The following is a 22264-nucleotide window of genomic DNA, read 5'->3' as shown; positions in this document are numbered from 1 at the left end:
AACAAGTATAATTTCTCATTCTTTTTTGTTTAAATTTATATAAAATTAATTAAACAAAAAATATGAAAACTGCTGACGTTCTAAACCACCTACATGAAAGTCCAATTTCTCTAAATGGATTTCATCATGATGAGATTGGTGACGAACATTTACTCACTGGTATGGAAACACCAATGCGTTCAGATGCTTTCGACCTGTCCGATGATGAAAAGAAAGAAAAAATTGCATACCACTTTTCTAAAATTATGGAAATTCTCGGACTAGATTTAACTGACGATTCATTAAAAGGCACTCCTTCTAGAGTTGCTAAAATGTATATTGAAGAGATTTTTTCTGGTTTAGATCCCAAAAACAAACCAAAAGTAGCACTCTTTGACAACAAATATCAATACAATCAAATGCTGATTGAAAAGAATATTCAATTTTACTCGAATTGTGAACATCACTTTGTGCCTATTATTGGAAAAGCACATGTGGCATACATCTCTTCTGGGAAAGTAATTGGATTATCGAAACTTAACAGAATTGTACAATATTACGCCAAACGCCCACAAGTACAAGAGCGATTAACCAATCAAATTGCAAAAGATTTAAGCGAAATATTACAAACTGATGACATTGCCGTGATCATAGATGCCAAACACTTATGTGTATCTTCTCGAGGAGTAAAAGACGACTCCTCTACTACGATCACTTCTTACTACGGTGGCACCTTCAACACACCAGAAAAAATTCTAGAATTACAAAACTTTTTAAACAATTAACATTATGGTACCTATTTTTTCCGAGGTTATGGACTTTGAAAAAAGGAAGTTCATATCTAGAAGCGACAAAATTACTGCAACACGAGAAGCAAAACGTTTGATTTTAAGTCTTAATGAAATTTATAAACAAAAAAAAGATCCTGCCATCATGGATATCATGAAACGATTGACTGCAATCAAACGCAAATATGAAAAACGTTTAAAATAACACATCCCAAAAATGTTTTTTTACAATGCTAATGGTCTTATACTATTAGCATTGTAATGTATTCATAGATACCCTAAAATAACTCAATAAATGAAAAATATAGTAATTATTGGTGGTAGCAAAGGAATTGGAGCCGCCATTCTTAAATCTCAATTACAAGAAAATAAAGTACATAACATCAGCCGCACTGCTCCAAAAATAGAGTCTTCAAATTTAATACATCATTCATGTGACGTACTCACTGAAGAACTTCCAAACATTGACAATGTAGACACTCTTGTATATTGTCCTGGTAGTATCAATTTGAAACCTATGGGGCGTTTAACAATAAACGATTTTAAAAGCGATTATGAAATTAATGTGATTGGAGCTGTAAAAGCTATTCAAAAATATACTGCTTCTTTAAAAAAAGGAACAGACCCTAATATTTTGCTTTTTAGTACGGTTGCTACACAATTAGGAATGCCTTTTCACGCAAGTATAGCGGCAGCAAAAAGTGCTGTGGAAGGACTAACCAAAACTTTGGCTGCTGAATACGCTCCTTCAATTCGTGTGAATGCCATAGCGCCAACAGTAACCAATACAGAACTTGCTTCTAAACTACTGCGTAATGACAAGATGATTGAAAATATTAAAGAACGACATCCTTTGAAAAAATTTCTAGATTCAACTGAAGTAGCTGATATGGCAAACTTCATTATTTCTGAAAAAGCGCGGTCTACTTCTGGGCAAATTTTTACGATTGACTGTGGAATTGTAAGTGTTAAATTATAGTTTATGAAATATTATTTGCGATTACTCATCTTTCTTATCATCAATTTCGGAGCTTTAGGTATTGGGACTCTCCTTATGAATAATGGCCCTACATCCGAATGGTACATAAAAATAAGCAAAGCTCCTTGGACTCCTCCAGGCTGGGTATTTGGATTTGCTTGGACAACTATTATGATCTGTTTTTCCTTTTATATGACTAAGCTTACTCTTATAAAAAACTCAAAAACCGTTATCATACTTTTTGTTATACAATTCATTCTTAATGTGAGCTGGAACTACCTATTTTTTAATCAACACTTGGTATCTTTAGGCATGATTACTCTTGTGTTATTGCTAATGATTATTACACTATTCACTATTAGATATACAGCTTCTATGAAAAGAGACACAATCCTTATACTTCCCTATTTGTTATGGTTACTTGTTGCCTGTTCGTTAAATGGTTATATTCTCATAAATAATTAAAAAAGTATGCTCACATTCTCCACAAAAGGAATTGTATATCGTCTTCATGCCAAACAAAATATTCCCATTTCTTTGCAAGAAGCATGGGATTTTTTATCAGATCCTAAAAATCTAAAAACAATTACACCTGATTATATGGGGTTTCACATTTTAACTGAAAAGTTAGATAAAATGTATGCTGGACAAATTATTCAATACATTGTAACACCCGTTTTAAATATAAAAACCCACTGGGTTACCGAAATTACACATGTAAAAGACAAACATTATTTTGTTGATGAACAACGCTTTGGCCCCTATTCCATGTGGCATCACAAACACTTTATCAAAGAAATCCCTGGCGGTATAGAAATGGAAGACATCATAGATTATAAAGTTCCTTTTGGTTTTCTAGGAAGGCTTATTCACCCTATCTTGGTACAACCCAAACTGAAAGAAATATTTGAATATCGTACACAAAAACTAACTGAATTATTTGGCACTTATGAAAAATAAATATACCATTTTTTGGCATAGAAGAGACTTACGGATAGAAGACAATATAGGCCTATATCACGCCTTAAATTCAGGCAAAAAAGTAATCTCACTATTTATATTTGATACCGAAATTTTAGAAAAACTTCCTGAAAACGATGCTCGAGTAACCTTTATTCATCAAGAACTAACAAAAATAAATAGTACGTTGCAAGAATATGGTTCTTCTCTATTAGTAAAACAAGGAAAACCAAAAAAAGTATTTAAAGAATTGATTGATACGTTTAATCTCGCTGCTGTGTACACGAATCATGATTATGAACCGTATGCAACGCAGAGAGACAAAGAAGTAAAGGCATTTCTTGAAGAAAATAATATCAAATTTAACACTTTTAAGGATCAAGTTATTTTTGAAAAAGATGAGATTGTAAAAAATGATGGAGATCCATATGTAGTATATACGCCCTATTCAAAAAAATGGTTAGCCACTCTATCAAAAGAAAATTATAAAAGTGTCAACTGTGCAGCCCTTTATGATAATTTTGCAAAAGAATCGTTTCCTCCTCTAACACTTAAAGATATTGGATTCAAAGAGTCTCAAATCAAAGTAGCCCCATACTCTATTAGTGAAGATATGATTGACGAGTATGAAAACACACGAAATTATCCTGCTATTGAAGGCACTTCAAAACTGAGTCCGCATTTGCGCTTTGGTACTATAAGTATTCGTAAATGTGTTAAAAAAGGACTAGATTCAGACAATCAAACTTTCTTAAAAGAACTAATTTGGCGTGAATTCTTTATGCAGATTTTATGGCATTATCCAGAAACAGTAACTAACAATTTCAAGTCAAAATATGATGGTATAAAATGGCGTAATAATGAAGAAGAATTTAAAGCATGGTGCAACGGAAAAACTGGGTATCCCATAGTAGATGCAGGTATGCGTGAACTTAATGAATCTGGCTACATGCACAACCGAGTTCGTATGATAACTGCTAGTTTTTTATGTAAACATTTGCTAATCGATTGGCGCTGGGGCGAATCGTACTTTGCTAAAAAATTACTGGATTTTGATTTGGCGCAAAATGTTGGAAATTGGCAATGGGTAGCTGGTACAGGATGTGATGCGGCTCCCTATTTTAGAATTTTCAATCCAACATCACAAATTAAAAAATATGATGAATCCTATAAATACATAGAAAAATGGGTACCAGAGTACCAAAAAGATTCCTATCCAAATAAAATTGTAGCACACAAATTTGCACGTGAGCGATGTTTAGAAACCTATAAAGAAGGAATTGATAATTAATTAGTGTGCTACCAAAACCTTCAACTGATTTTTAACAAAGAATTAACTAGAAATGTTTAACATTTAATTAAAAATATTAAACAAAATAAATATCTTTGTATAGACTGTTATATATCAATTAATTAAAAGCAATAAATTGTTATGAAAAAGAAAACAACTTCCATCCTTATGGTTCTATTTATTGCATTATGTGCGTTCACTTCATGTAGTGATGATGATACTAATGTAGTAATTGAAAGCAACACAATTGCTGACTTTGTAGCAGCAAATCCAGATTACAGTTCTTTAGGAGCTGCACTCGAAAGAGCCAATCTAACAGCCGTATTATCAGGTACCACAAACTATACCGTTTTTGCTCCAAATAATGCGGCATTTAGTTCGTATTTACAAGCAAATGGATATGCTAGCTTGGATGACGTTCCAGTTGACACTTTAACCCAAGTTCTTTTAAACCACGTAATTAGTGGAGTTAACACCTCATCTGATTTAGCAACAGGATATATTGAAACGTTGGCAGAAGAAGCAACGACTGGTAACAAAATTAACATGCATGTAAATACTAGCAATGGAGTCATTTTAAATGGTACTTCTGCTGTAACTACAGCCAATGTTCCTGTAGACAATGGTATTATTCACGCTGTAAACGCAGTCATTGATTTGCCTACAGTTGTTACTTTTGCAACTGCAGATGCAACTTTCAATGTATTAGTTCAAGCGTTAACTAGAGAAGAATCGTTTACGTATGTTGAAACATTAAGTACGAAAACTGCTCCTGCTCCTTTTACCGTATTTGCCCCTACCAATCAAGCATTTACAAATTTATTAGCTGAACTAGAGTTGAATGCGCTAGCAGATATTCCTACAGCAACCTTGGAAGCTACTTTAAATACTCACGTGGTTGCTGGAGCAAATGTGGTATCTACAACACTTACTGATGGAATGATGGTTAATACATTAGGAGCAAACTTTACTATAAATACAAATGGCGGTGTAACTTTTACCGACCAAAACAATAGAACCGGTGACATTATTGTAACCGATGTTCAGGCAGTGAATGGTGTAATTCATGTTGTTAATAAGGTTATTTTACCGAATCTAAATTAGGTGTATTAGATTCACAAAACCATTTTAAGACTGGTAAAGGCAACTATGTGTATAGTTGCCTTTATGTTTTCACAGAATTTTGTACCTTTTTACTCTGAAAAAGGAACTCATGAAACGTCTGCTTCTTATTTTTCTGGGTAGTATTCATTTTTGTTTAGCACAAGAAGTTGAATTCGACATTTTTTTTGACTTAGGAAAATACACCTTGTCTTCCAAACATGAAAAAAAAATTGATGCACAGTTAGCAAACTTAGACACTACAACTACTTATAACTTTGTCATCAAAGGGTATACTGATTTTGTAGATACAGAAACATTCAATCTTAAACTGTCTCAAGATCGTGCTGATGCTGTTACTACCTATCTTCAAAAACAATACGAATCAATCATAAATTCTATTGAAAAAGAAGCCAAAGGTGAACTCCCTAATGAAACTTCTCAAAAAAACGAACAAATTGGTATACAGCAACATAGAAAAGTATCAATTACAATTTCTAAGAACGATCATAAACCAAAAATAACAGAGCGAAAAGAAAATATTTATGTTGTTCCCACTAATGAACTTAAAGTGGGCAGTTCTTATTCTTTAGGAAAAATTAACTTTAAAACAGGAAGAGTTACACTTATCAAATCTTCTAAAAAAGAACTGGAAAAATTAGTTCGCTTTTTACGCAAAAACAGAAACATTCATATTGAAGTTCAAGGTCATGTATGTTGCGGTGGCGATGATGATTCTGATGCTTTAAATAGTGACACAGGCACATATACACTTTCTGTTGATCGGGCTCGCTTTATTTATAACTATCTAATCAATCGAGGTATTGATAAAGATCGTCTCAGCTATAAAGGATATGCTTTTAAAACTCCTTTACACTTTCCCGAAAAAGGAAATCGTGACCGCAGTGCCAATCGACGTGTAGAAATTAAAATCACTAAAAATTAAAAAAGAGCTATTACATCATACGCAATAGCTCTTTTTTAATTTATCGATTATGATGATTCGATTATAAACGAACAATCTTTGCGCCAATTGCGCGTAAACGCTCATCAATATTTTCATATCCACGATCAATCTGTTCAATATTGTGAATTGTAGAGGTTCCTTTTGCTGATAAAGCAGCAATCAATAATGAAATTCCTGCTCTAATATCTGGAGAAACCATGGTAGTTGCTTTAAGTTGCGACTTAAAATCATGTCCAATGACACTAGCTCTGTGTGGATCACATAATATAATTTTTGCTCCCATATCAATCAATTTATCGACAAAAAACAAGCGACTTTCAAACATCTTTTGGTGTATTAATACACTTCCACGAGCTTGTGTAGCGACCACTAATACAATACTCAACAAATCTGGTGTAAACCCAGGCCAAGGTGCATCTGAAATCGTTAAAATAGAGCCGTCAATATAGTTTTGAATTTCATATCCATCTTTATGTGCTGGCACATAAATATCTTCTCCTTTGTGTTCAACCGTTATACCAAGTTTTCTAAATACATCAGGAATTTGCCCGAGGTCATCCCAGCTTACATTTTTGATTGTCAGTTCACTTTTTGTCATTGCTGCCAAACCAATCCAACTTCCTATTTCAATCATATCAGGCAACATTCGATGGTTTGTTCCTCCCAATTCCTCTACACCTTCAATGCGTAATAAATTTGAACCAACGCCACTAATTTTTGCGCCCATTCTATTAAGCATTTTACACAATTGTTGCAAGTATGGCTCACAAGCTGCGTTGTAAATTGTAGTGATTCCTTCTGCTAAAACAGCTGCCATAACAATATTGGCAGTTCCTGTAACAGAAGCTTCATCCAACAGCATGTATGTTCCTTGAAGTTTTTTGGCTTCTACACCATAAAAATAGTCTTCACGATTATATCTAAATTTGGCTCCAAGCTTTATAAAACCTTCAAAATGTGTGTCTAAACGTCTACGCCCAATTTTATCGCCTCCAGGTTTTGGGATATATCCTTTTCCAAAACGTGCTAATAAAGGGCCTACAATCATAATAGAACCTCTCAAACCACGTCCTTCTTCTTTAAATTGCTCTGATTCTAAATAACTTAAGTTAACATCATCTGATTGAAACGTGTACGAACCCGGACCGTTTTTTTGAATTTTCACACCTAAGTTTCCTAAAAGTGCTATCAGTTTATTAACATCAACAATATCTGGTATATTACTGATTGTAACTTTTTCAGATGTTAACAATACAGCACAAAGAATTTGTAGTGCTTCATTTTTGGCGCCTTGCGGTTGAATACTTCCTTTGAGCTGATGACCACCTTCAATCTTAAAAGTCCCCATAAAATAGTAGTGTGATTATTTAGTAACGCTTTCTGTTATTGCGATTTTTATTATTACGTTGTTGATTTTTATTATTAGAAAACTTTTTTCGTTGCTTCATTAAGTTTGAAGCATCAGATAAGTCTTCATCATTGGAAGCAAGATCAATTTTCCCGCCACTTAATTTGTATAAATGCTTGAAGATTACTTCGTCTTCAACTGTATCTTTGTTCCAATTGAGGTAACACTTTTTCATGTGATTTGCAATTGCATATTCTAGTGCTTCCTTCATATCTCCATCATCCCAACTATTTGCCACATCAATCATCCGTTTGATATTATTTCCATAGAAACGATACTTAGGGAAGTTTTGCGGATAATCCAATCGGTCAGGTCGTTCTTGCAGTAATTCACGTGATGGTTTTGGAAAAGGTGAATCTACATCAAGCTTAAAATCAGACATAATAAATAACTGATCCCATAATTTATGCTGAAAATCAGGCACATCGCGTAAATGCGGCTGTAAATTTCCCATTACCCCAATAATGGCTTTGGCTTGTTGGTTTCGCTCTTCGGCATCTTCGGTAGCGACTGCCTCATTAATCATCTTTTGTATATGTCGTCCATACTCAGGAATAATTAATCGTTGTCGCTCTGTATTATACTCTAACTGCTCAATCAAAATGTAATATATTTGTAAGGTAAATATTGAAGTAAAATAAAGTTCTAGAGAAGATTATTTTGTGATTGCAAAATAGTAAAAAAAAACTAGATACCGTAACTCCTATAAAGAAATTATCCCTTCCACTACGCTTACTTCCTTGTATTTAGCAATTATCGCATCAGCACTTTCCATGTTGACTGTAATGGTAACACTAGTATAGGTTCCTTTTGAAGATTGCTTGGTATCAATAACCGCCCCCATGTTATCAAATACTTTGTGTACTTGTTGAATTTTACTTTCACTTGAAGGCACAATAAATTTGTACATATACAACGTTGGAAATTGCGTTGTTTCTTCTAATTGAGTTTTTAATTTCGCATAAAACGCTTGCGAATCGTTTTTTGTACTCATTCTCTCTTTTTTCTTAGTGAGCTGCAAAGATACAGCTTCTTTCAAAACTTTCATATTCCTTTCAATTTGCGTAATTTTACCACATAAATTAGTTAGATTGAATACAAAGAGAATACTGATTATAGGCGGACCTGGTACAGGAAAATCAACATTAATCTCCGCTTTAGAAGAAAATGGACATACCTGTTTTCATGAAATTTCACGTGAAGTGACTGCTGCTGCTCAAAAAAAAGGAATTGAGCAGCTATTTTTAACACAACCTTTATTATTTAGTGAACTGCTACTCAAAGGCAGAATTCAGCAATTTCAAGATGCCGAACAACTGAGAGTTCCCTTTGCTTTCTACGATCGTGGAATTCCTGATGTAGCTGCCTATATGGATTATACTGGAGATACATATCCTGATTTGTTTCGTGATGCCTGTAAATCTCATAAATACGACGTTGCTTTTATGCTTGCTCCATGGAAAGAAATTTATGAACAAGATAATGAACGTTACGAAAGTTTTGAACAGGCTCTGAAAATTCAGCAGTACTTAATTGCTGCTTATGAAAATTATGGTTATCAATTAATTGATGTACCTTTTGGAACTGTTGACGAACGCATTTCATTTATTCTTAATACGCTTACTCAATAATGTCAAACTCGCTTGCACTATTAGAAAAATATTGGGGACACACATCTTTTCGCCCTTTGCAAGCAGAAATCATTGCCTCTGTTCTTCAGCAACAAGACACTTTAGCTCTTTTGCCAACTGGTGGCGGAAAATCAATTTGTTTCCAAATTCCTGCCTTACAAATGGATGGTATTTGTATTGTTATTTCTCCTTTGGTTGCGCTTATTCAAGATCAAGTAGCCAATTTAAAAGCCAACGGAATCAAAGCAATTGCCATTACTGGTGGCTTAAAAAGTAATGAAATTAGTGCGTTATTAGACAATTGTGTGTATGGAAATTATAAGTTTTTATATATCTCTCCAGAACGATTGCAACAAGAAATTATTCAGGAACGTATTCGTCAAATGCACGTTAATTTAATCGCTGTTGATGAAGCTCACTGTATTTCGCAATGGGGAAATGATTTTAGACCGGCTTATAAAAACATTCATACCCTACGAGCGTTTTTACCTAGCATTCCTTGTATTGCACTAACTGCCACGGCAACTCCTACCGTTGTAGATGACATTATACATAGTTTACATTTAAAAAATGTACATAAATTTCAGCAATCGTTTTCACGCAAAAACATTTCGTATAATGTGTATGAAACAGAGCATAAAATAACAACTATAGAAAAAACGCTTCGTAAGTATCCTCAGTCATGTATTATATACACTCGAAATCGCAAAAGTACAACAACTATTCATGAAGCACTTCTTCGAAAAGGACTTACAAGTATATTTTTTCACGGAGGTCTTTCTTCTGAAGAAAAAAAAGAAAGTTTACAAAAATGGTTGAGCGGTAGCGTACAAACTATTGTTGCTACCAATGCTTTCGGTATGGGAATCGATAAAGCTGATGTAAAAAATGTGATTCACGTACAGTTGCCTGATTGCTTGGAAAATTATTATCAAGAAGCTGGACGTGCGGGCAGAAATGGAGATTCTGCAAATGCAATCATTTTAACAGATGAAGATGACATTCGTGTGCTACAACAACAGTTTATTCAAAACGTACCTGATGTAGAATTTTTAAAATTAGTGTTTAGAAAATTATGCAATTTTTTTCAGATTGCCTACGGAGAAGGATATGATACTAAACATGCTTTTGCGTTTTATGAATTTTGCAAAGCATATCAATTTCCTTCACAAAAAACGTATGCAGCTTTACAGTTATTGGACAGACACAGCATTGTGCAATTGTCTCAAAATTTCTTTAAAAAGACAACACTGCAATTTATTGTAGATCAACACAATCTTTTAGAATATTTAGAGACTAATTCTAGCCTAAACCTCATCTCACAAGCCATTTTACGTATGTATGGCGGTGCCTTTGAGCAAAAAATAAATATCAACACAGCATTTATTTCTCAGAAATTAGGATTACCCAAAGAAAAAATCATTGCTGTTATTCGTCAATTGGCAAAAGATGAAATCATTTCTTTAGAAGAAATAAAGACGGATGCCGAAATTACATTCCTAGTAGCTCGTGAAGATGACAAAACCATTCATAGAATTGCTAAAGAAGTAAACGTACAAAACGAACTAAAGAAAACACGTGTTCAGGCAGTTATTGATTACATAAAAAATCGTGAAACTTGTAAAAACATACAACTTCTCTCCTATTTTGGTGAGGAAGAAAAAAAGCCATGTGGCATTTGCTCTGTCTGTAAAACACAAAAAATAACAAGACCTTCTAATGAATTGCAAATCGTTATTAAAGATGATATACTAAAATGTCTTCAAAAAAAGGAAATGAATTCAAATGAGCTTTGTAGTGTATTACCGTATCGAGAAGAATTGATTTTAGCGATTATTCAATTACTTTTGGAATCTAATCAAATCAAATTAACAAAAACACAAACCTATACCTTATAATATATGAGAGACCTAAGAATTGTTTTTATGGGAACTCCTGATTTTGCGGTTGCTACTTTACAAGCCTTATTAAATGCTCAATACAATGTAGTTGGAGTAATAACAGCTCCTGATAAGCCTGCTGGACGTGGAAGAAAAATGAACCAATCGGCTGTAAAAAAGTTTGCTCTTGCAAACAATTTACATGTAATGCAACCAACCAATCTAAAAAGAGAATCGTTTATAGAAGAATTAAAATCGTTACAAGCCAATTTACAAATCGTAGTAGCCTTTAGAATGCTACCCAAAGTAGTATGGCAAATGCCAGCATACGGAACGTTTAATTTACATGCTTCGTTGCTTCCTGATTATCGTGGAGCAGCACCAATTAATTGGGCAATCATCAACGGAGAAACCAAAACTGGCGTTACTACTTTCTTTATTGATGAAAAAATTGATACTGGAGCAATGATATTTCAAGAAGAAGTACCAATTGATCCTACCGAAAACGCTGGTTCTCTACATGACAAGCTTATGAATGTAGGAAGTAAATTAGTGGTCAAAACTGTTCAACACATCGCAGAAGATAATATTTCTACAACAATTCAACCGCAGACAGACGATATTAAAACAGCGTACAAGATTCACAGAGATACTTGTAAAATTGATTGGAATGATTCCATAGACACGATTTACAATAAAATTCGTGGTTTAAGTCCTTACCCTGCTGCTTGGGCTACTTTACATAATGGAACAGATGAACTATCTGTCAAATTATACGAAGTTGAAAAGGAGAAAACAATACATTCATATACTGTTGGTGAAGTAATTAGTAATAAAAAAGAAGCTAAAATTGCTGTCAAAGAAGGGTATATTCATCTTAAAGTAGTACAGCTTCCAGGAAAACGTTCTATGGATATTGTCGCTTTACTAAACGGATTTCATTTTGAAAAAGACGCAAAATTCTCGTAGCCCTTATATTTACTGACATCAGAGAAAAACAACAAAAAACAGCCATGTTTATTAACAATCACATGAAGTTATCAACAAAAACGCGGTTTTCCCGCGTCATTACTTGCATGGGAAAGAAATCCGTATAAATTTGTACTGCTTTTAAAAAATAATGTTTAACCAACAATTAATAATTAAACGATTATGAACAAAACAGAATTAATCGATGCAATGGCTGCTGACGCAGGAATTTCTAAAGCTGCAGCTAAAAAAGCATTAGAATCATTTTTATCAAATGTAGAAGGAGCTTTAAAAAAAGGAGATAGAGTTTCTTTAGTAGGATTTGGTTCTTGGTCAGTTTCTGAAAGAGCTGCAAGAGAAGGAAGAAACCCACAAACTGGAAAAACTATCAAAATCGCTGCTAAGAAAGTTGTTAAATTTAAAGCTGGATCTGATTTAGGAAAAGCAGTTAACTAATTGTAGTTTACTATATAAATTAGACAAAAGCGTTCAATATTGAACGCTTTTTTTTATGTTTAAAAATGGTCTATTGGAGTGTATTTGATTATTCCATTTTTTTTTAATAGATTTAAGTAACCTAAAAATAACATAACAGATGATTGCCTTAAATCCTGACAAAGGACGTCTTTTAATCGCTGAACCATCCATCATCGGAGACGTATCTTTTAACAGGTCAGTAGTTTTACTAGCAGACCACACAGATGAAGGATCTATAGGTTTTATCTTGAATAAGCCGCTCAATGTAACCCTCGCTGACCTAATTCCGCAGTTTTCACATATAAAGACCAATTTTAAGATTTTTAATGGCGGACCTGTAGAACAAGATAACTTATACTTTATTCATAAAATCCCGCATTTAGTTCCCAATAGTATTGAAATTTCCTTAGGAATTTATTGGGGCGGTGATTTTTCATCCATTTCGAAATTATTAGATGAAGACAAGTTAGAAAAAGATGATATCAAGTTCTTCTTGGGGTATTCAGGTTGGCATGCAAACCAATTGAGTGAAGAATTAAATTCAAATTCATGGATAATTGTTGAAAATGAATTTAAAAAAGAAATTATATCTAAATCTTGCAAATCAATATGGCGTAATAAAATGATGGAATTTGGAGGAGAGTATTTGATTTGGTCAAACGCTCCAGAAGATCCTAGTCATAATTAAATTACCCCAAACGTATTTTAAGATTTAATTTCCCTAATAAATCTCTAGCTACAGATGACTCAAATTGTTTTTTTCTGTATTTAGTAATAGGTACTATACCTTGAATCACGTTTGTAATAAAAAATTCGTCAGCTTTCTGAATTTCGAAAGGAGATATACTTTCTTCTTTTAGCTCATAATTAGGCGCTTTTTCTAAAATTTCAAGTAATTGCTTTCTTAGAATTCCTTTAAGGCAGCCGTCTTCAATTGATGGTGTTTTGATTGTATTTCCTTTTACTAAAAAAATATTTCCATTCAACGCCTCTATTACATTTTTATCTTCATTTACAAGCAAACAATTATCCAGTCCATTTTCCTTAGCATAGATACTTCCTAGTACATTGATAATTTTATTATTTGTTTTTAACGTAGATAGCAAGCCTTTATTTACATAAAAATCTTTGTAAAGATCAACCTCATTCGTGCTTTCTGGAAGTAGATAAAATGGTGAAGAAAGTTCACTTGCTGTAATTATATAGGCAATATCATTAGTATTGGGAAGATACAATCCGCCATTTCCACGATATATGGTACATCGAACACGTGCATTAGACAGGTTCATTGTCTTTAATGTTTTCAAGACTTCTTCTTCAAGAAACTCCATGGTAAAATTCATAGGAATTTCCATTCGCAAGATGCGCATGGATTCCATTAAACGAAAATAATGATCTTCCCAGAAAAGGATTTTATTTCCTACAACACGTAATGTTTCAAAAAGAGCATCACCATATTTTAACCCTCTATTTTCAATATCTATTTGTGTTGTATCTTTACTAATAGTTCCATTAAAATTAACCATAAAAAAGCCTTGATTTTTATCAAGGCAAATATACTTTATATATTAGTGATTTTCTTAGCGAGAGCCTAAAACTTGCTTTAAACTTCCTATTTGATTCTCCCACAGCATTTTAGCTTCTTCCAACTCATCTTCTTCAGTGTGATCTGTAACAATCAAGGAAACATCTTTTGTAATTTCATCAACCACAATTTTCATTTCAAAATAATAGGAAGTGTCTTCATCATCCTCCCATTGAAAACGGATACGTTCATTACTTTTTTTACCTAAAAGCTTGGCTATTTCTTCACTTCCGTCCCAAATAAAGGTAAATAACTCTCCTCTTGAGTTTACATTATCGGCAAACCATTCGGACATTCCTGAAGGCGTTGAAATATATTGAAATAACAGTTGTGGCGAAGATTGTATAGGGAATTCTATTTCGTATTTAACTTTATCTGACATGCTTTATTAATTATGTTGTCGACAATATATACATTAATTGATAAGTTTAAAAGAAAAGAACAAAAAAAATAATTTTTGTGGATTGTTTGCTCAAAAAAAAAATGTTACTATATTTGCAGCCGCAATCAAGGCGAGGTAGCTCAGTTGGTTAGAGCGTCGGATTCATAACCCGGAGGTCACGAGTTCAACTCTCGTCCTCGCTACTAAGATAAAATAGACTCAAAGTCAGTATTTATACGGTTTTCCAAAAGTGGAAAACCGTTTTTTTTATGACTAAATTACATCTCCTTTTAACAAACGCATATATTAACGCATATACTTGAGTAAGAATCTGTACACAGAACCTAAGATTTATGATGCTGATGGAGACCTTTCCAAACGTTGGTATGTCTACTTCTACTACCGCAATCTTCTGCCAAAAAAATAAAGAAAAAAAATCACACTTAACATTTTTACCTGTCTAACATATTGTAATCAAAATTCATTGAGTACATAAAAGATAAAAAAATGAATAAAATTAAAAATTTCGATGTGCAAAGTGTAAGCATTCAAACATCAAAAAACAAAGCATTTGAATATATTTCTAATCCTTCAAATCTTTCGGAGTGGACAAATGCATTTAAAGAAGCTGACGAAAAATCAGCATTATTAATAACACCAAATGGTGAAATGAAAATTGGTCTAGAAATCAAAACCAACAAAGAGTTAGGAACAATTGACTGGTATATGACAATGCCAGACGGAAGTGTTGGAGTTGCATATTCAAGAGTGGTGATTGGATCAGACAATAATGCTATTTACTCTTTTATTTTAATAGCTCCTCCAGTTCCATTGGAACAAATTGAAGGCACTTTATCTGAACAAATAGTTCAATTGAAAGAAGAATTACAAAAATTACAAGCTATCTTAGTAGAATACTAAAAAGTAGAAATGGGTTGGTTAAATTCCAACCCATTATTTTCAAAATGGAAGAAAAAGAACTAATAAAATCCTGTCTAGAAGGCAATAAAAAAAGTCTGGAAAAATTAATTAATTCCATTCAAAGTTTGGTATTTAATATATCTCTACGATTTTTATGGAATAGAATGGATGCAGAAGATGCTACACAAGAAATTTTAATAAAAATAATTACGAATTTAAGTAAGTATAATGGACAAAGTAAATTTTCAACCTGGACATACCGGGTTGCAACAAATTATTTAATCAATCTAAAAAAAACTACACTTGAAAAGACTTTCACTTCTTTTGATGTCTTTTCCGCTGACCTATATTCAATAAAGGAACCTGTAAGTTATGAGCAACCAGATAAAAATATTTTAGAAAAAGAAATGAAAACTGGTTGCACTTTGGCAATGCTACAGTGTTTGAATAGGGATTTGAGAATTGCCTTTATACTTGGAAGTGTTTTGAAGATAAAGAGTAATGTTGCTTCATATATTACGGAAACAACACCCGAGAATTTTAGAAAACGACTCCAATTGTCAAGAAAGTTAATCGGTGGATTTTTAGATGCCCATTGCGGTGTTTATAATCAAAACAACAGTTGTCGATGTAACAAAAGAATAAATACGGCAATTTCTTGTGGGAGAATTACAAGAGAGAATCTATTGTTTGCTGACAAAGTAGAAACTTACAATAATGAAATGGAAGAACTAAATTCGATGGCAGGGATTTATCAGAATCATGGAAAATTCATTAGTCAATCCGATTTTATTAAGCAATTAAACAAAATACTTACCACAAAAAAGATATTAAATTTTGATTAGAAAAATCAAACAAAAAAATTGATAATCATATATTTAGACTAATTCAATTACGTCTAAATTCGATTGAAATTATTAAAATCTGTACGTAATCATAAAAACAAACAATTATAATCCACTGCTTACAGTTATAAAGAATCGTTGCAGACTAACTGAATTAAACTCTCTCGATAAAAAATAGTCTAAAAAAAGTAAATGAAAGAATTAATGAGAAAAAACATCTTATTATATGTTGTCTTATTTATCGTATCTTGTTCAAAAGATAAAAACCCAGATCTACAAGACGATCCTTTGGTTTTGACTATCGAACTACCTAATTCAATAGTTGATTACACATCAATGACTAATTGGGCTTTTCATCCAAATAAAACGACTATTTTATCAAACTATAATTTAGACATAGAGATCATTGATGAAAATTTACAAGTTCAACAGACAGTACAAATTGACAATAATTCAAACATCAACACAGGAATAGATGTTTTCTTTGTTCATCCAACTGTTCTTTCCCAAAATTCCATTCCAGAAAATATTGACATTGAGAATCAGTCTTCCTTTTTAATTAACAGTACTATTATTGCTCAAGGCGGTTTACTTTCAAAGTATGGCAGAATGTTCGCTCCTAGATACAGGCAATCAACAGGAGTAACATTTAAAGATTATGTCGATAAAGAACTACAAGCAAATATCATAGCCACTTCATTCAGTGATGTTAAAGCTGCATTTCTTACTTATCTTAACAACTATAATAATGGTAATAAAATTATTCTTGCAGGACACTCACAAGGCTCCTACTTACTTTCAATGTTATTAAGAGATTTATTTGATCATGATGAAAATTTAAGGGCACAACTTGTGACTGCAGCTCTTGGTGGTATGGGGTATGTTTATGCAAATCAAGGATTATATCAAAACGGTTGGTGGCAAAATATTCCTCTATGCACAACAGCTGCTCAATGTGAATGTATTAATAATTGGACCACTTATGACGAGAATCAGTCTATCCCAGAAATTAATTATGGACTTCCTGAATTTAATCCTTACTTAATTAATAGCGGTCTTGTTTATAGAGCATTTAATGAAAATGAAGATTGGTTTGTACAAGATTTTAGTTTTTACAACGAAACAACATCTTCATTAACAAATTATATTACACCTAATTCTTACAATCTTGGAACTGGTGTAAATTTTATTGCATTTAATGGACTTTATAATATTAGACACCGAAGGGAGAACTCACAAAAAGTAGTTTTGAGTATTGAATATAATCCCGTTATCAACGACCAACGACCAAATGATTTAGAGAACGAGCAAAACCACCCGAATTATCCAAATTGGGGATATCACATTAAAGATTACCATATTTACCTTTGGGCTTTAATACAACAAATAGACGAAAAGATTAATAATTGCTCATAAATCTTTGAAATTGAAGATTCAATGCAAATGTTTTGCTCGCTTTTTGCACTTTTATATGAGTAATCACAAACTACTGTTAACTATAAAGAAAATAACTCTACTTCTTACTCAAACCTTGATTCCTTTCTTTTTTAGAATAAACTTATTTTTAAGCAAAAGATTCTTGTAAATGAGTTAACTTGCTATGTATAATTACAACATCTTTGTAACTATATAATAACCTAATACACAACATCATGAATAAAACAATTAAATTAGTATTACTTATTGCTGGAATTTTATTGATTGGGTACGGAGTATATACTATTATTATTCCTGAGGCCTCTTTCAGTTTTGGTCCGCTTAATGCTGAAGTACAAGACAATAATAATGCATATATCACAATTGGATTAGGCGTTATAGCCTTGTTAGTTGGTTTGGTTGTAGGAAAAAAAGTCTAGTGAATGTATAAAAAAATTCTTCTATTTATTTGTGCTCTTTCTTTTTCTATAGTCTCAGTAGCTCAAGAAAAATCAACAGAGTATATCAAAAACTTAATCGAACAATACAAAAAAGATATACGTGGTCCCTACAATGCTATTAAATGGTTTTGTAAAGATGGAAGCATTCGAGAAGCCAAAGATCCGTGTCCAGATGATATTGGTGGTGGTATCCAACATGCTGCTTTTAAAAATAGTGCAATCGATCTTAGAAAGACAAACCATTTATTTTTTGGTGAGATTCTAGCTTCACTGTCATTTCAGGAGTTTTTGGATGCCAAAAATAATTTTAGTCGATTAAAACAATATCAAATTGGTAAATATCTTTCCAGTATTGATAATGGTTGGATTTTAAGACGTGCTCAATATTATCGTGGCGCACTTCAAAGTGAAGATGAAGAAGCTTGGGGAAAAGAATTTTTTGAGATTCTCTTTATAGATGATGATTTCCTATATTCAAATTACTTTTTAGCAAGACAAGCTCTCAAAGATATTCCTCACAATGGAGATAGCAATTTAGCTCAAGACATGCGAAGTGAATCTAAATTATTAGCAGAAGACATTCCATCATTTATGGATGTTCGTATTAAAATTCATGGACAACCTGAAGCTACAGATATTGCTTTAGTTGAAAAATTTATCCAAAAACACAAGTCTAAACTTACGGATAAACAGCGACAAGACTTTTCTAAGCTATTACAAACTATGCGTAATTACTATGCGCCAATTAATTTTGATAAACTACTTAGTGATGTAAATTCTATCTCTCAAACACACACATTAACAACACAACTTATTTCTTTTTTAAAATCAAATTCAAGTGAAACTCCTTCAAAAGTATTAGTGACAGACATCTCAAAGCTTTTGTACGACATTCGTTTGAATGTGAATTCGTTCAAAAAAAACACAGATCGTTTAAAATTATTAGATATTTCAAACGAATTAGAACATATTCTTTTAAAAGAAGTACAAAATTGGCACGTAAAAACGCTTGAAGATAACTTAGATAAAATTAATACGCTTACATGTGCTGCAGCAGGAACAGGACTCATTGAAGTCTGGGAATATAGTGCTATCGATACGCAATTGAACGAAGTACTAACTAAAGATGAAGTTGACATTGAAACTCTAAATACAATTTTACACTACGGAAGAAGTATGGTAGAATGGAGTACCTCAATGGTGAAAGCAAATTATCAAAAAGATGTTGATATTTATTCAAAATTCGAGCCGACAACCTATAGCTTTATTGACGACCGTGTGCGTAGTAGTGTTGCTTTAAGTCTTGGTGAAACCGTAAGTAATTTGGGTGTTTTTGTTTCCAACTTATCCAATATCGACAATCAAGTTATGAATATTGATCATCAAAGTGCTATGCGTGGATTGAATCCTGGATATGCTTTTGGCGAATTGGTCGTAATTGATGGAAACCCTGATCATGTTGAAGTAAGTACCGATAAAATTTACATTTTTGAAAAACCTCCTCACGATTTAAAGCCTGTAGCAGGAATTATGACTGTTTCTGAAGGAAACTTAGTATCACACGTTCAATTATTAGCTAGAAACCTCGGAATTCCGAATGCTGTTTTATCGTATGACAACTTAAAATCACTCAAAAAATATAACGGGCAAAAAGTTTTTTATGCAGTTTCTAATAAAGGAAATATTGTATTGAAAACCGAAAGCAATATGACTGCAAATGAAATAGAGTTGTTTCAGAAAAAAGAGCGTAGTAAAAACATTATTGAAGTTCCTATAAAAGATATCAAACTAGACGTTACTAAAGTGATTACTATGCGTGAAGTTGACGCTAGTGATTCTGGTAAATTATGTGGGCCAAAAGCGGCTAATTTAGGAGAACTTAAAAAACTATTTCCCAATCACGTGGTAGAAGGTTTGATTATTCCATTTGGACTTTTCCGTTCACATATGGATCAAATCATGCCTAGTGAAAATATAAGCTATTGGAAGTATTTAAACAATACTTTTGCGGATGCTAATCGTATGCGAAAAGAAAATGTATCTGAAACAAAAGTAGAAGCATTTTTACTTGCGAATTTAAAAAAACTGCACGAAGCTATCATTGAAATTCCTCTTGATGAAACATTTAAAAATGACCTCTACAAAAGCTTCAAAAAGACTTTTGGAGACAAAATTGGCAATGTCCCAGTATTTTTGCGAAGTGACACTAATATGGAGGACTTGAAAGAGTTTACTGGAGCTGGGTTGAATTTAACACTTTTTAATATTAAAGATGAAGATGAAATAATTAAAGGGATTAAACGTGTATGGGCTTCTGCCTATACGGAACGAAGTTTTAAGTGGCGACAAAAGTATTTATCGAACCCTGAGAATGTTTTCCCTTCTATTTTAATCATCCCAAGTGTAGATGTAGATTATTCAGGTGTAATGATTACTAAAGGAATTAATTCGGGTAATGATAATGATCTTACAGTTGCCTTTAGTCGCGGTGCTGGCGGTGCTGTTGATGGGCAATCAGCTGAAACTCGATTAATCACAGCAAAAACAGATTTATTACTAGCACCTGCAAGACAACCTAATTACATTCGATTGCCTGAATACGGAGGAACAAAAGAGTATTTTACCACTTTTGAATCTCCAATCTTGAATCAAAAAAACATTAAAGATATTCGCAGCATAGCGACAAGAGTTCGAGAAAAGATGTCAGAACACACTGCTTCCAAAAATCAAGCATACGACGTAGAATTTGGTTTTAAAAATGATAAATTATGGCTCTTCCAAATTCGTCCTTTCGTTGAAAATAAAAAAGCCAAGAGTTCTGAGTATTTAATGTCTATTACACCAAAAATAGATACGAATCAAACAGTATCTATAAAAACAATACTATAACATGAAAAAACTTTTATATATAATTGTAGGGTGTTGTATCCTCATTTCTTTTGGGTTTATCTCCTATCCTATTGATGGTTATCAACGTACCGGAATCAAACGTTTATATCAATTACACAAAATGCAGCTCGACAGCATTCCGTATAATCGTATTCCGCCAGGAGCATATAAAAAGTTGGAGGAAATCAAGCTAAACTTGAGCAATAGAAAGGAAGATAGTATCAATCAAATCCTCATTGATGATGATGAATTTATGCGAAAAATTAAACGCTTAATTCCACAAGGTAATTACTCTGTTGCTGTATTAGATATGACTAATCCAGAAAATCTAAAATATGCTTCACACAGAGAAAATGTAGGATATCAGCCAGGTAGTGTTGGGAAAATTGCAGTATTGAATGCTATTTTTACACAAATGGCTAAAATTTGCCCAAATTCTTTTGAAGAACGCATTGCTTATTTGAAAGGGATTCAAGTTTCTGCGCGTTATTGGGGAACTGGCGATCATCATACCGTTCCGATTTATGATATAGAAAATGACAAACTCACCAAAAGACAAGTCCGTGCCACAGATACATTTTCATTATTTGAATGGTTAGATCATATGGTTTCTGTGAGTAATAATGGTGCAGCGAGTGTATTGTATAGAGAAGCGATGCTCATGGCTGCATTTGAAGAAAATTATGTAAACTTGACTGAAGAACAAGCCGAACAATATTTTAAAGATACTCCTAGAGATTCTTTGACCAATTTAGCAAATGCAGTTGTTAACGAACCTTTACGAAAGTTAGGCATTTCTGAAGACGACTGGCGATTAGGCGGAATGTTTACTAGACCCGCAGGGAAATACGTTGGTCGAAAAGGAGGTAGTATTGGAACTCCTAGAGGTTTAATGAAGTTTTTGGTACAATTGGAACAAGGAAAGGTCGTAGATCCTGAATCAAGTTTGGAAATGAAACGTTTATTGTATTTGACCGATAGACGGATTCGCTACGCACGTTCGCCCAAATTAGATAGTGCTGCTGTGTATTTTAAATCAGGGAGTTATTACAAATGTGATCGAGAAAAAAATCCTAATTGTGCTAAGTATGCGGGGAATGTTTTCAATTATATGAACTCCGTAATTATTGTTGAACATCCTAATGGCGCAAAATATATTGTTTGTTTAATGAGTAATGTGCTAAATAAAAATTCTGCTGGTGCACATATGTACTTAGCTAGTAAAATTGACAATCTCATTACCAAAAATAATGAAACAGAAGAACTAAAAATTGACGAAAATTATAATGATCCAGAAGATGATAGTGGTAATGGCGATGGAAACTAGCAATCCAT

24 protein-coding genes and 1 tRNA gene are annotated in these 22264 nt (G+C 33.0%); 20 read left to right on the top strand and 5 right to left on the bottom strand.

From position 1 onward, the window contains the following. Nucleotides 1–62: 62 nt before the first annotated feature. The 8 genes from folE to AA088_RS17595 all read left to right on the top strand — a co-directional run bounded on the left by folE (nucleotide 63) and on the right by AA088_RS17595 (nucleotide 6044). A complete protein-coding gene (gene folE / locus AA088_RS07640) occupies nucleotides 63–764 on the top strand; it encodes a GTP cyclohydrolase I FolE (protein WP_046744371.1) in 702 nt (233 codons plus the stop codon). A 4-nt stretch (nucleotides 765–768) separates the two neighbouring features. Beyond that, complete coding sequence (locus AA088_RS07635; protein WP_046744370.1) at nucleotides 769–972, top strand: hypothetical protein; 204 nt, start codon at nucleotides 769–771, stop codon at nucleotides 970–972. 90 nt (nucleotides 973–1062) lie between these two features. Further along, on the top strand, nucleotides 1063–1746 hold the full coding sequence (locus AA088_RS07630) for an SDR family NAD(P)-dependent oxidoreductase (protein ID WP_046744369.1): 684 nt from the start codon (nucleotides 1063–1065) through the stop codon (nucleotides 1744–1746). A 3-nt stretch (nucleotides 1747–1749) separates the two neighbouring features. Then, nucleotides 1750–2211, top strand: a complete 462-nt coding sequence (locus AA088_RS07625) for a TspO/MBR family protein (RefSeq protein WP_046744368.1) — start codon at nucleotides 1750–1752, stop codon at nucleotides 2209–2211. 6 nt (nucleotides 2212–2217) lie between these two features. Continuing rightward, complete coding sequence (locus AA088_RS07620; protein ID WP_046744367.1) at nucleotides 2218–2706, top strand: SRPBCC family protein; 489 nt, start codon at nucleotides 2218–2220, stop codon at nucleotides 2704–2706. Next, nucleotides 2696–3997 carry a cryptochrome/photolyase family protein gene (locus tag AA088_RS07615; protein ID WP_046744366.1) on the top strand — a complete coding sequence of 434 codons (1302 nt, stop codon included), beginning with the start codon at nucleotides 2696–2698 and terminating at the stop codon, nucleotides 3995–3997. The genes AA088_RS07620 and AA088_RS07615 overlap by 11 nt, the downstream gene beginning before the upstream one ends. 141 nt (nucleotides 3998–4138) lie before the next feature. Further along, nucleotides 4139–5101: a fasciclin domain-containing protein gene (locus tag AA088_RS07610; protein WP_046744365.1), complete on the top strand. Its 963-nt coding sequence runs from the start codon at nucleotides 4139–4141 to the stop codon at nucleotides 5099–5101. Between the two features lie 109 nt (nucleotides 5102–5210). Beyond that, nucleotides 5211–6044, top strand: a complete 834-nt coding sequence (locus AA088_RS17595; protein ID WP_052752818.1) for an OmpA family protein — start codon at nucleotides 5211–5213, stop codon at nucleotides 6042–6044. 61 nt (nucleotides 6045–6105) lie between these two features. On the opposite strand, the gene murA is transcribed toward AA088_RS17595, so the two are convergent. The 3 genes from murA to AA088_RS07590 form a co-directional block, all read right to left on the bottom strand. Then, nucleotides 6106–7413, bottom strand: coding sequence for a UDP-N-acetylglucosamine 1-carboxyvinyltransferase (gene murA, locus AA088_RS07600; RefSeq protein WP_046744364.1), 1308 nt, complete (start codon nucleotides 7411–7413; stop codon nucleotides 6106–6108). Between the two features lie 19 nt (nucleotides 7414–7432). After that, a complete protein-coding gene (locus AA088_RS07595; protein ID WP_046744363.1) occupies nucleotides 7433–8074 on the bottom strand; it encodes a DUF4290 domain-containing protein in 642 nt (213 codons plus the stop codon). Nucleotides 8075–8176: 102 nt separating this feature from the next. Beyond that, nucleotides 8177–8467, bottom strand: coding sequence for a DUF493 family protein (locus AA088_RS07590; RefSeq protein ID WP_046744580.1), 291 nt, complete (start codon nucleotides 8465–8467; stop codon nucleotides 8177–8179). Nucleotides 8468–8564: 97 nt separating this feature from the next. Here AA088_RS07590 and AA088_RS07585 point away from each other — a divergent pair, with 97 nt between their 5' ends. The 5 genes from AA088_RS07585 (at nucleotide 8565) to AA088_RS07565 (ending at nucleotide 13118) form a co-directional block, all read left to right on the top strand. Beyond that, nucleotides 8565–9104 (top strand): AAA family ATPase, encoded by a 540-nt coding sequence (locus AA088_RS07585; RefSeq protein ID WP_046744362.1) that lies wholly within the window; start codon nucleotides 8565–8567, stop codon nucleotides 9102–9104. After that, entirely contained in the window at nucleotides 9104–11002 is a 1899-nt protein-coding gene (locus tag AA088_RS07580) for a RecQ family ATP-dependent DNA helicase (RefSeq protein WP_046744361.1), read from the top strand. Before AA088_RS07585 ends, AA088_RS07580 begins: the two co-directional genes overlap by 1 nt. Before the next feature lie 3 nt (nucleotides 11003–11005). Beyond that, entirely contained in the window at nucleotides 11006–11953 is a 948-nt protein-coding gene (gene fmt, locus AA088_RS07575) for a methionyl-tRNA formyltransferase (protein ID WP_046744360.1), read from the top strand. Between the two features lie 183 nt (nucleotides 11954–12136). Continuing rightward, nucleotides 12137–12409, top strand: coding sequence for an HU family DNA-binding protein (locus AA088_RS07570; protein WP_046744359.1), 273 nt, complete (start codon nucleotides 12137–12139; stop codon nucleotides 12407–12409). Nucleotides 12410–12548: 139 nt separating this feature from the next. Further along, the gene (locus AA088_RS07565) at nucleotides 12549–13118 is read left to right on the top strand and encodes a YqgE/AlgH family protein (RefSeq protein WP_046744358.1); all 570 of its coding nucleotides are present in this window, start codon (nucleotides 12549–12551) and stop codon (nucleotides 13116–13118) included. A 1-nt stretch (nucleotide 13119) separates the two neighbouring features. On the opposite strand, the gene AA088_RS07560 is transcribed toward AA088_RS07565, so the two are convergent. Together AA088_RS07560 and AA088_RS07555 are read right to left on the bottom strand one after the other, a co-directional pair. After that, nucleotides 13120–13956: an aminotransferase class IV gene (locus AA088_RS07560; RefSeq protein WP_046744357.1), complete on the bottom strand. Its 837-nt coding sequence runs from the start codon at nucleotides 13954–13956 to the stop codon at nucleotides 13120–13122. Nucleotides 13957–14010: 54 nt separating this feature from the next. Continuing rightward, complete coding sequence (locus AA088_RS07555; protein WP_046744356.1) at nucleotides 14011–14397, bottom strand: START-like domain-containing protein; 387 nt, start codon at nucleotides 14395–14397, stop codon at nucleotides 14011–14013. Between the two features lie 129 nt (nucleotides 14398–14526). Between AA088_RS07555 and AA088_RS07550 the strand changes: the two genes are divergently transcribed. The 7 genes from AA088_RS07550 (at nucleotide 14527) to AA088_RS07520 (ending at nucleotide 22256) form a co-directional block, all read left to right on the top strand. After that, nucleotides 14527–14600, top strand: a tRNA-Met gene (locus AA088_RS07550). A 304-nt stretch (nucleotides 14601–14904) separates the two neighbouring features. After that, complete coding sequence (locus tag AA088_RS07545) at nucleotides 14905–15318, top strand: hypothetical protein (RefSeq protein ID WP_206539839.1); 414 nt, start codon at nucleotides 14905–14907, stop codon at nucleotides 15316–15318. Nucleotides 15319–15362: 44 nt separating this feature from the next. Further along, nucleotides 15363–16163, top strand: coding sequence for an RNA polymerase sigma factor (locus tag AA088_RS07540; RefSeq protein ID WP_052752817.1), 801 nt, complete (start codon nucleotides 15363–15365; stop codon nucleotides 16161–16163). Between the two features lie 192 nt (nucleotides 16164–16355). Continuing rightward, complete coding sequence (locus tag AA088_RS07535) at nucleotides 16356–17579, top strand: DUF3089 domain-containing protein (protein ID WP_046744355.1); 1224 nt, start codon at nucleotides 16356–16358, stop codon at nucleotides 17577–17579. A gap of 236 nt (nucleotides 17580–17815) precedes the next feature. Further along, the gene (locus tag AA088_RS07530; protein ID WP_046744354.1) at nucleotides 17816–18019 is read left to right on the top strand and encodes a hypothetical protein; all 204 of its coding nucleotides are present in this window, start codon (nucleotides 17816–17818) and stop codon (nucleotides 18017–18019) included. A gap of 3 nt (nucleotides 18020–18022) precedes the next feature. Then, on the top strand, nucleotides 18023–20929 hold the full coding sequence (locus tag AA088_RS07525; RefSeq protein WP_046744353.1) for a PEP/pyruvate-binding domain-containing protein: 2907 nt from the start codon (nucleotides 18023–18025) through the stop codon (nucleotides 20927–20929). Nucleotide 20930: 1 nt separating this feature from the next. Then, on the top strand, nucleotides 20931–22256 hold the full coding sequence (locus tag AA088_RS07520; RefSeq protein WP_046744352.1) for a serine hydrolase: 1326 nt from the start codon (nucleotides 20931–20933) through the stop codon (nucleotides 22254–22256). Nucleotides 22257–22264 lie beyond the last annotated feature (8 nt).

It is taken from the genome of Kordia zhangzhouensis (genome assembly GCF_001005305.1).
GTDB classification, from domain to species: Bacteria; Bacteroidota; Bacteroidia; order Flavobacteriales; family Flavobacteriaceae; genus Kordia; species Kordia zhangzhouensis.
The sequence above is the reverse complement of the archived record's forward strand: the minus strand, read 5'-3'. Positions and strand labels throughout refer to the sequence as shown.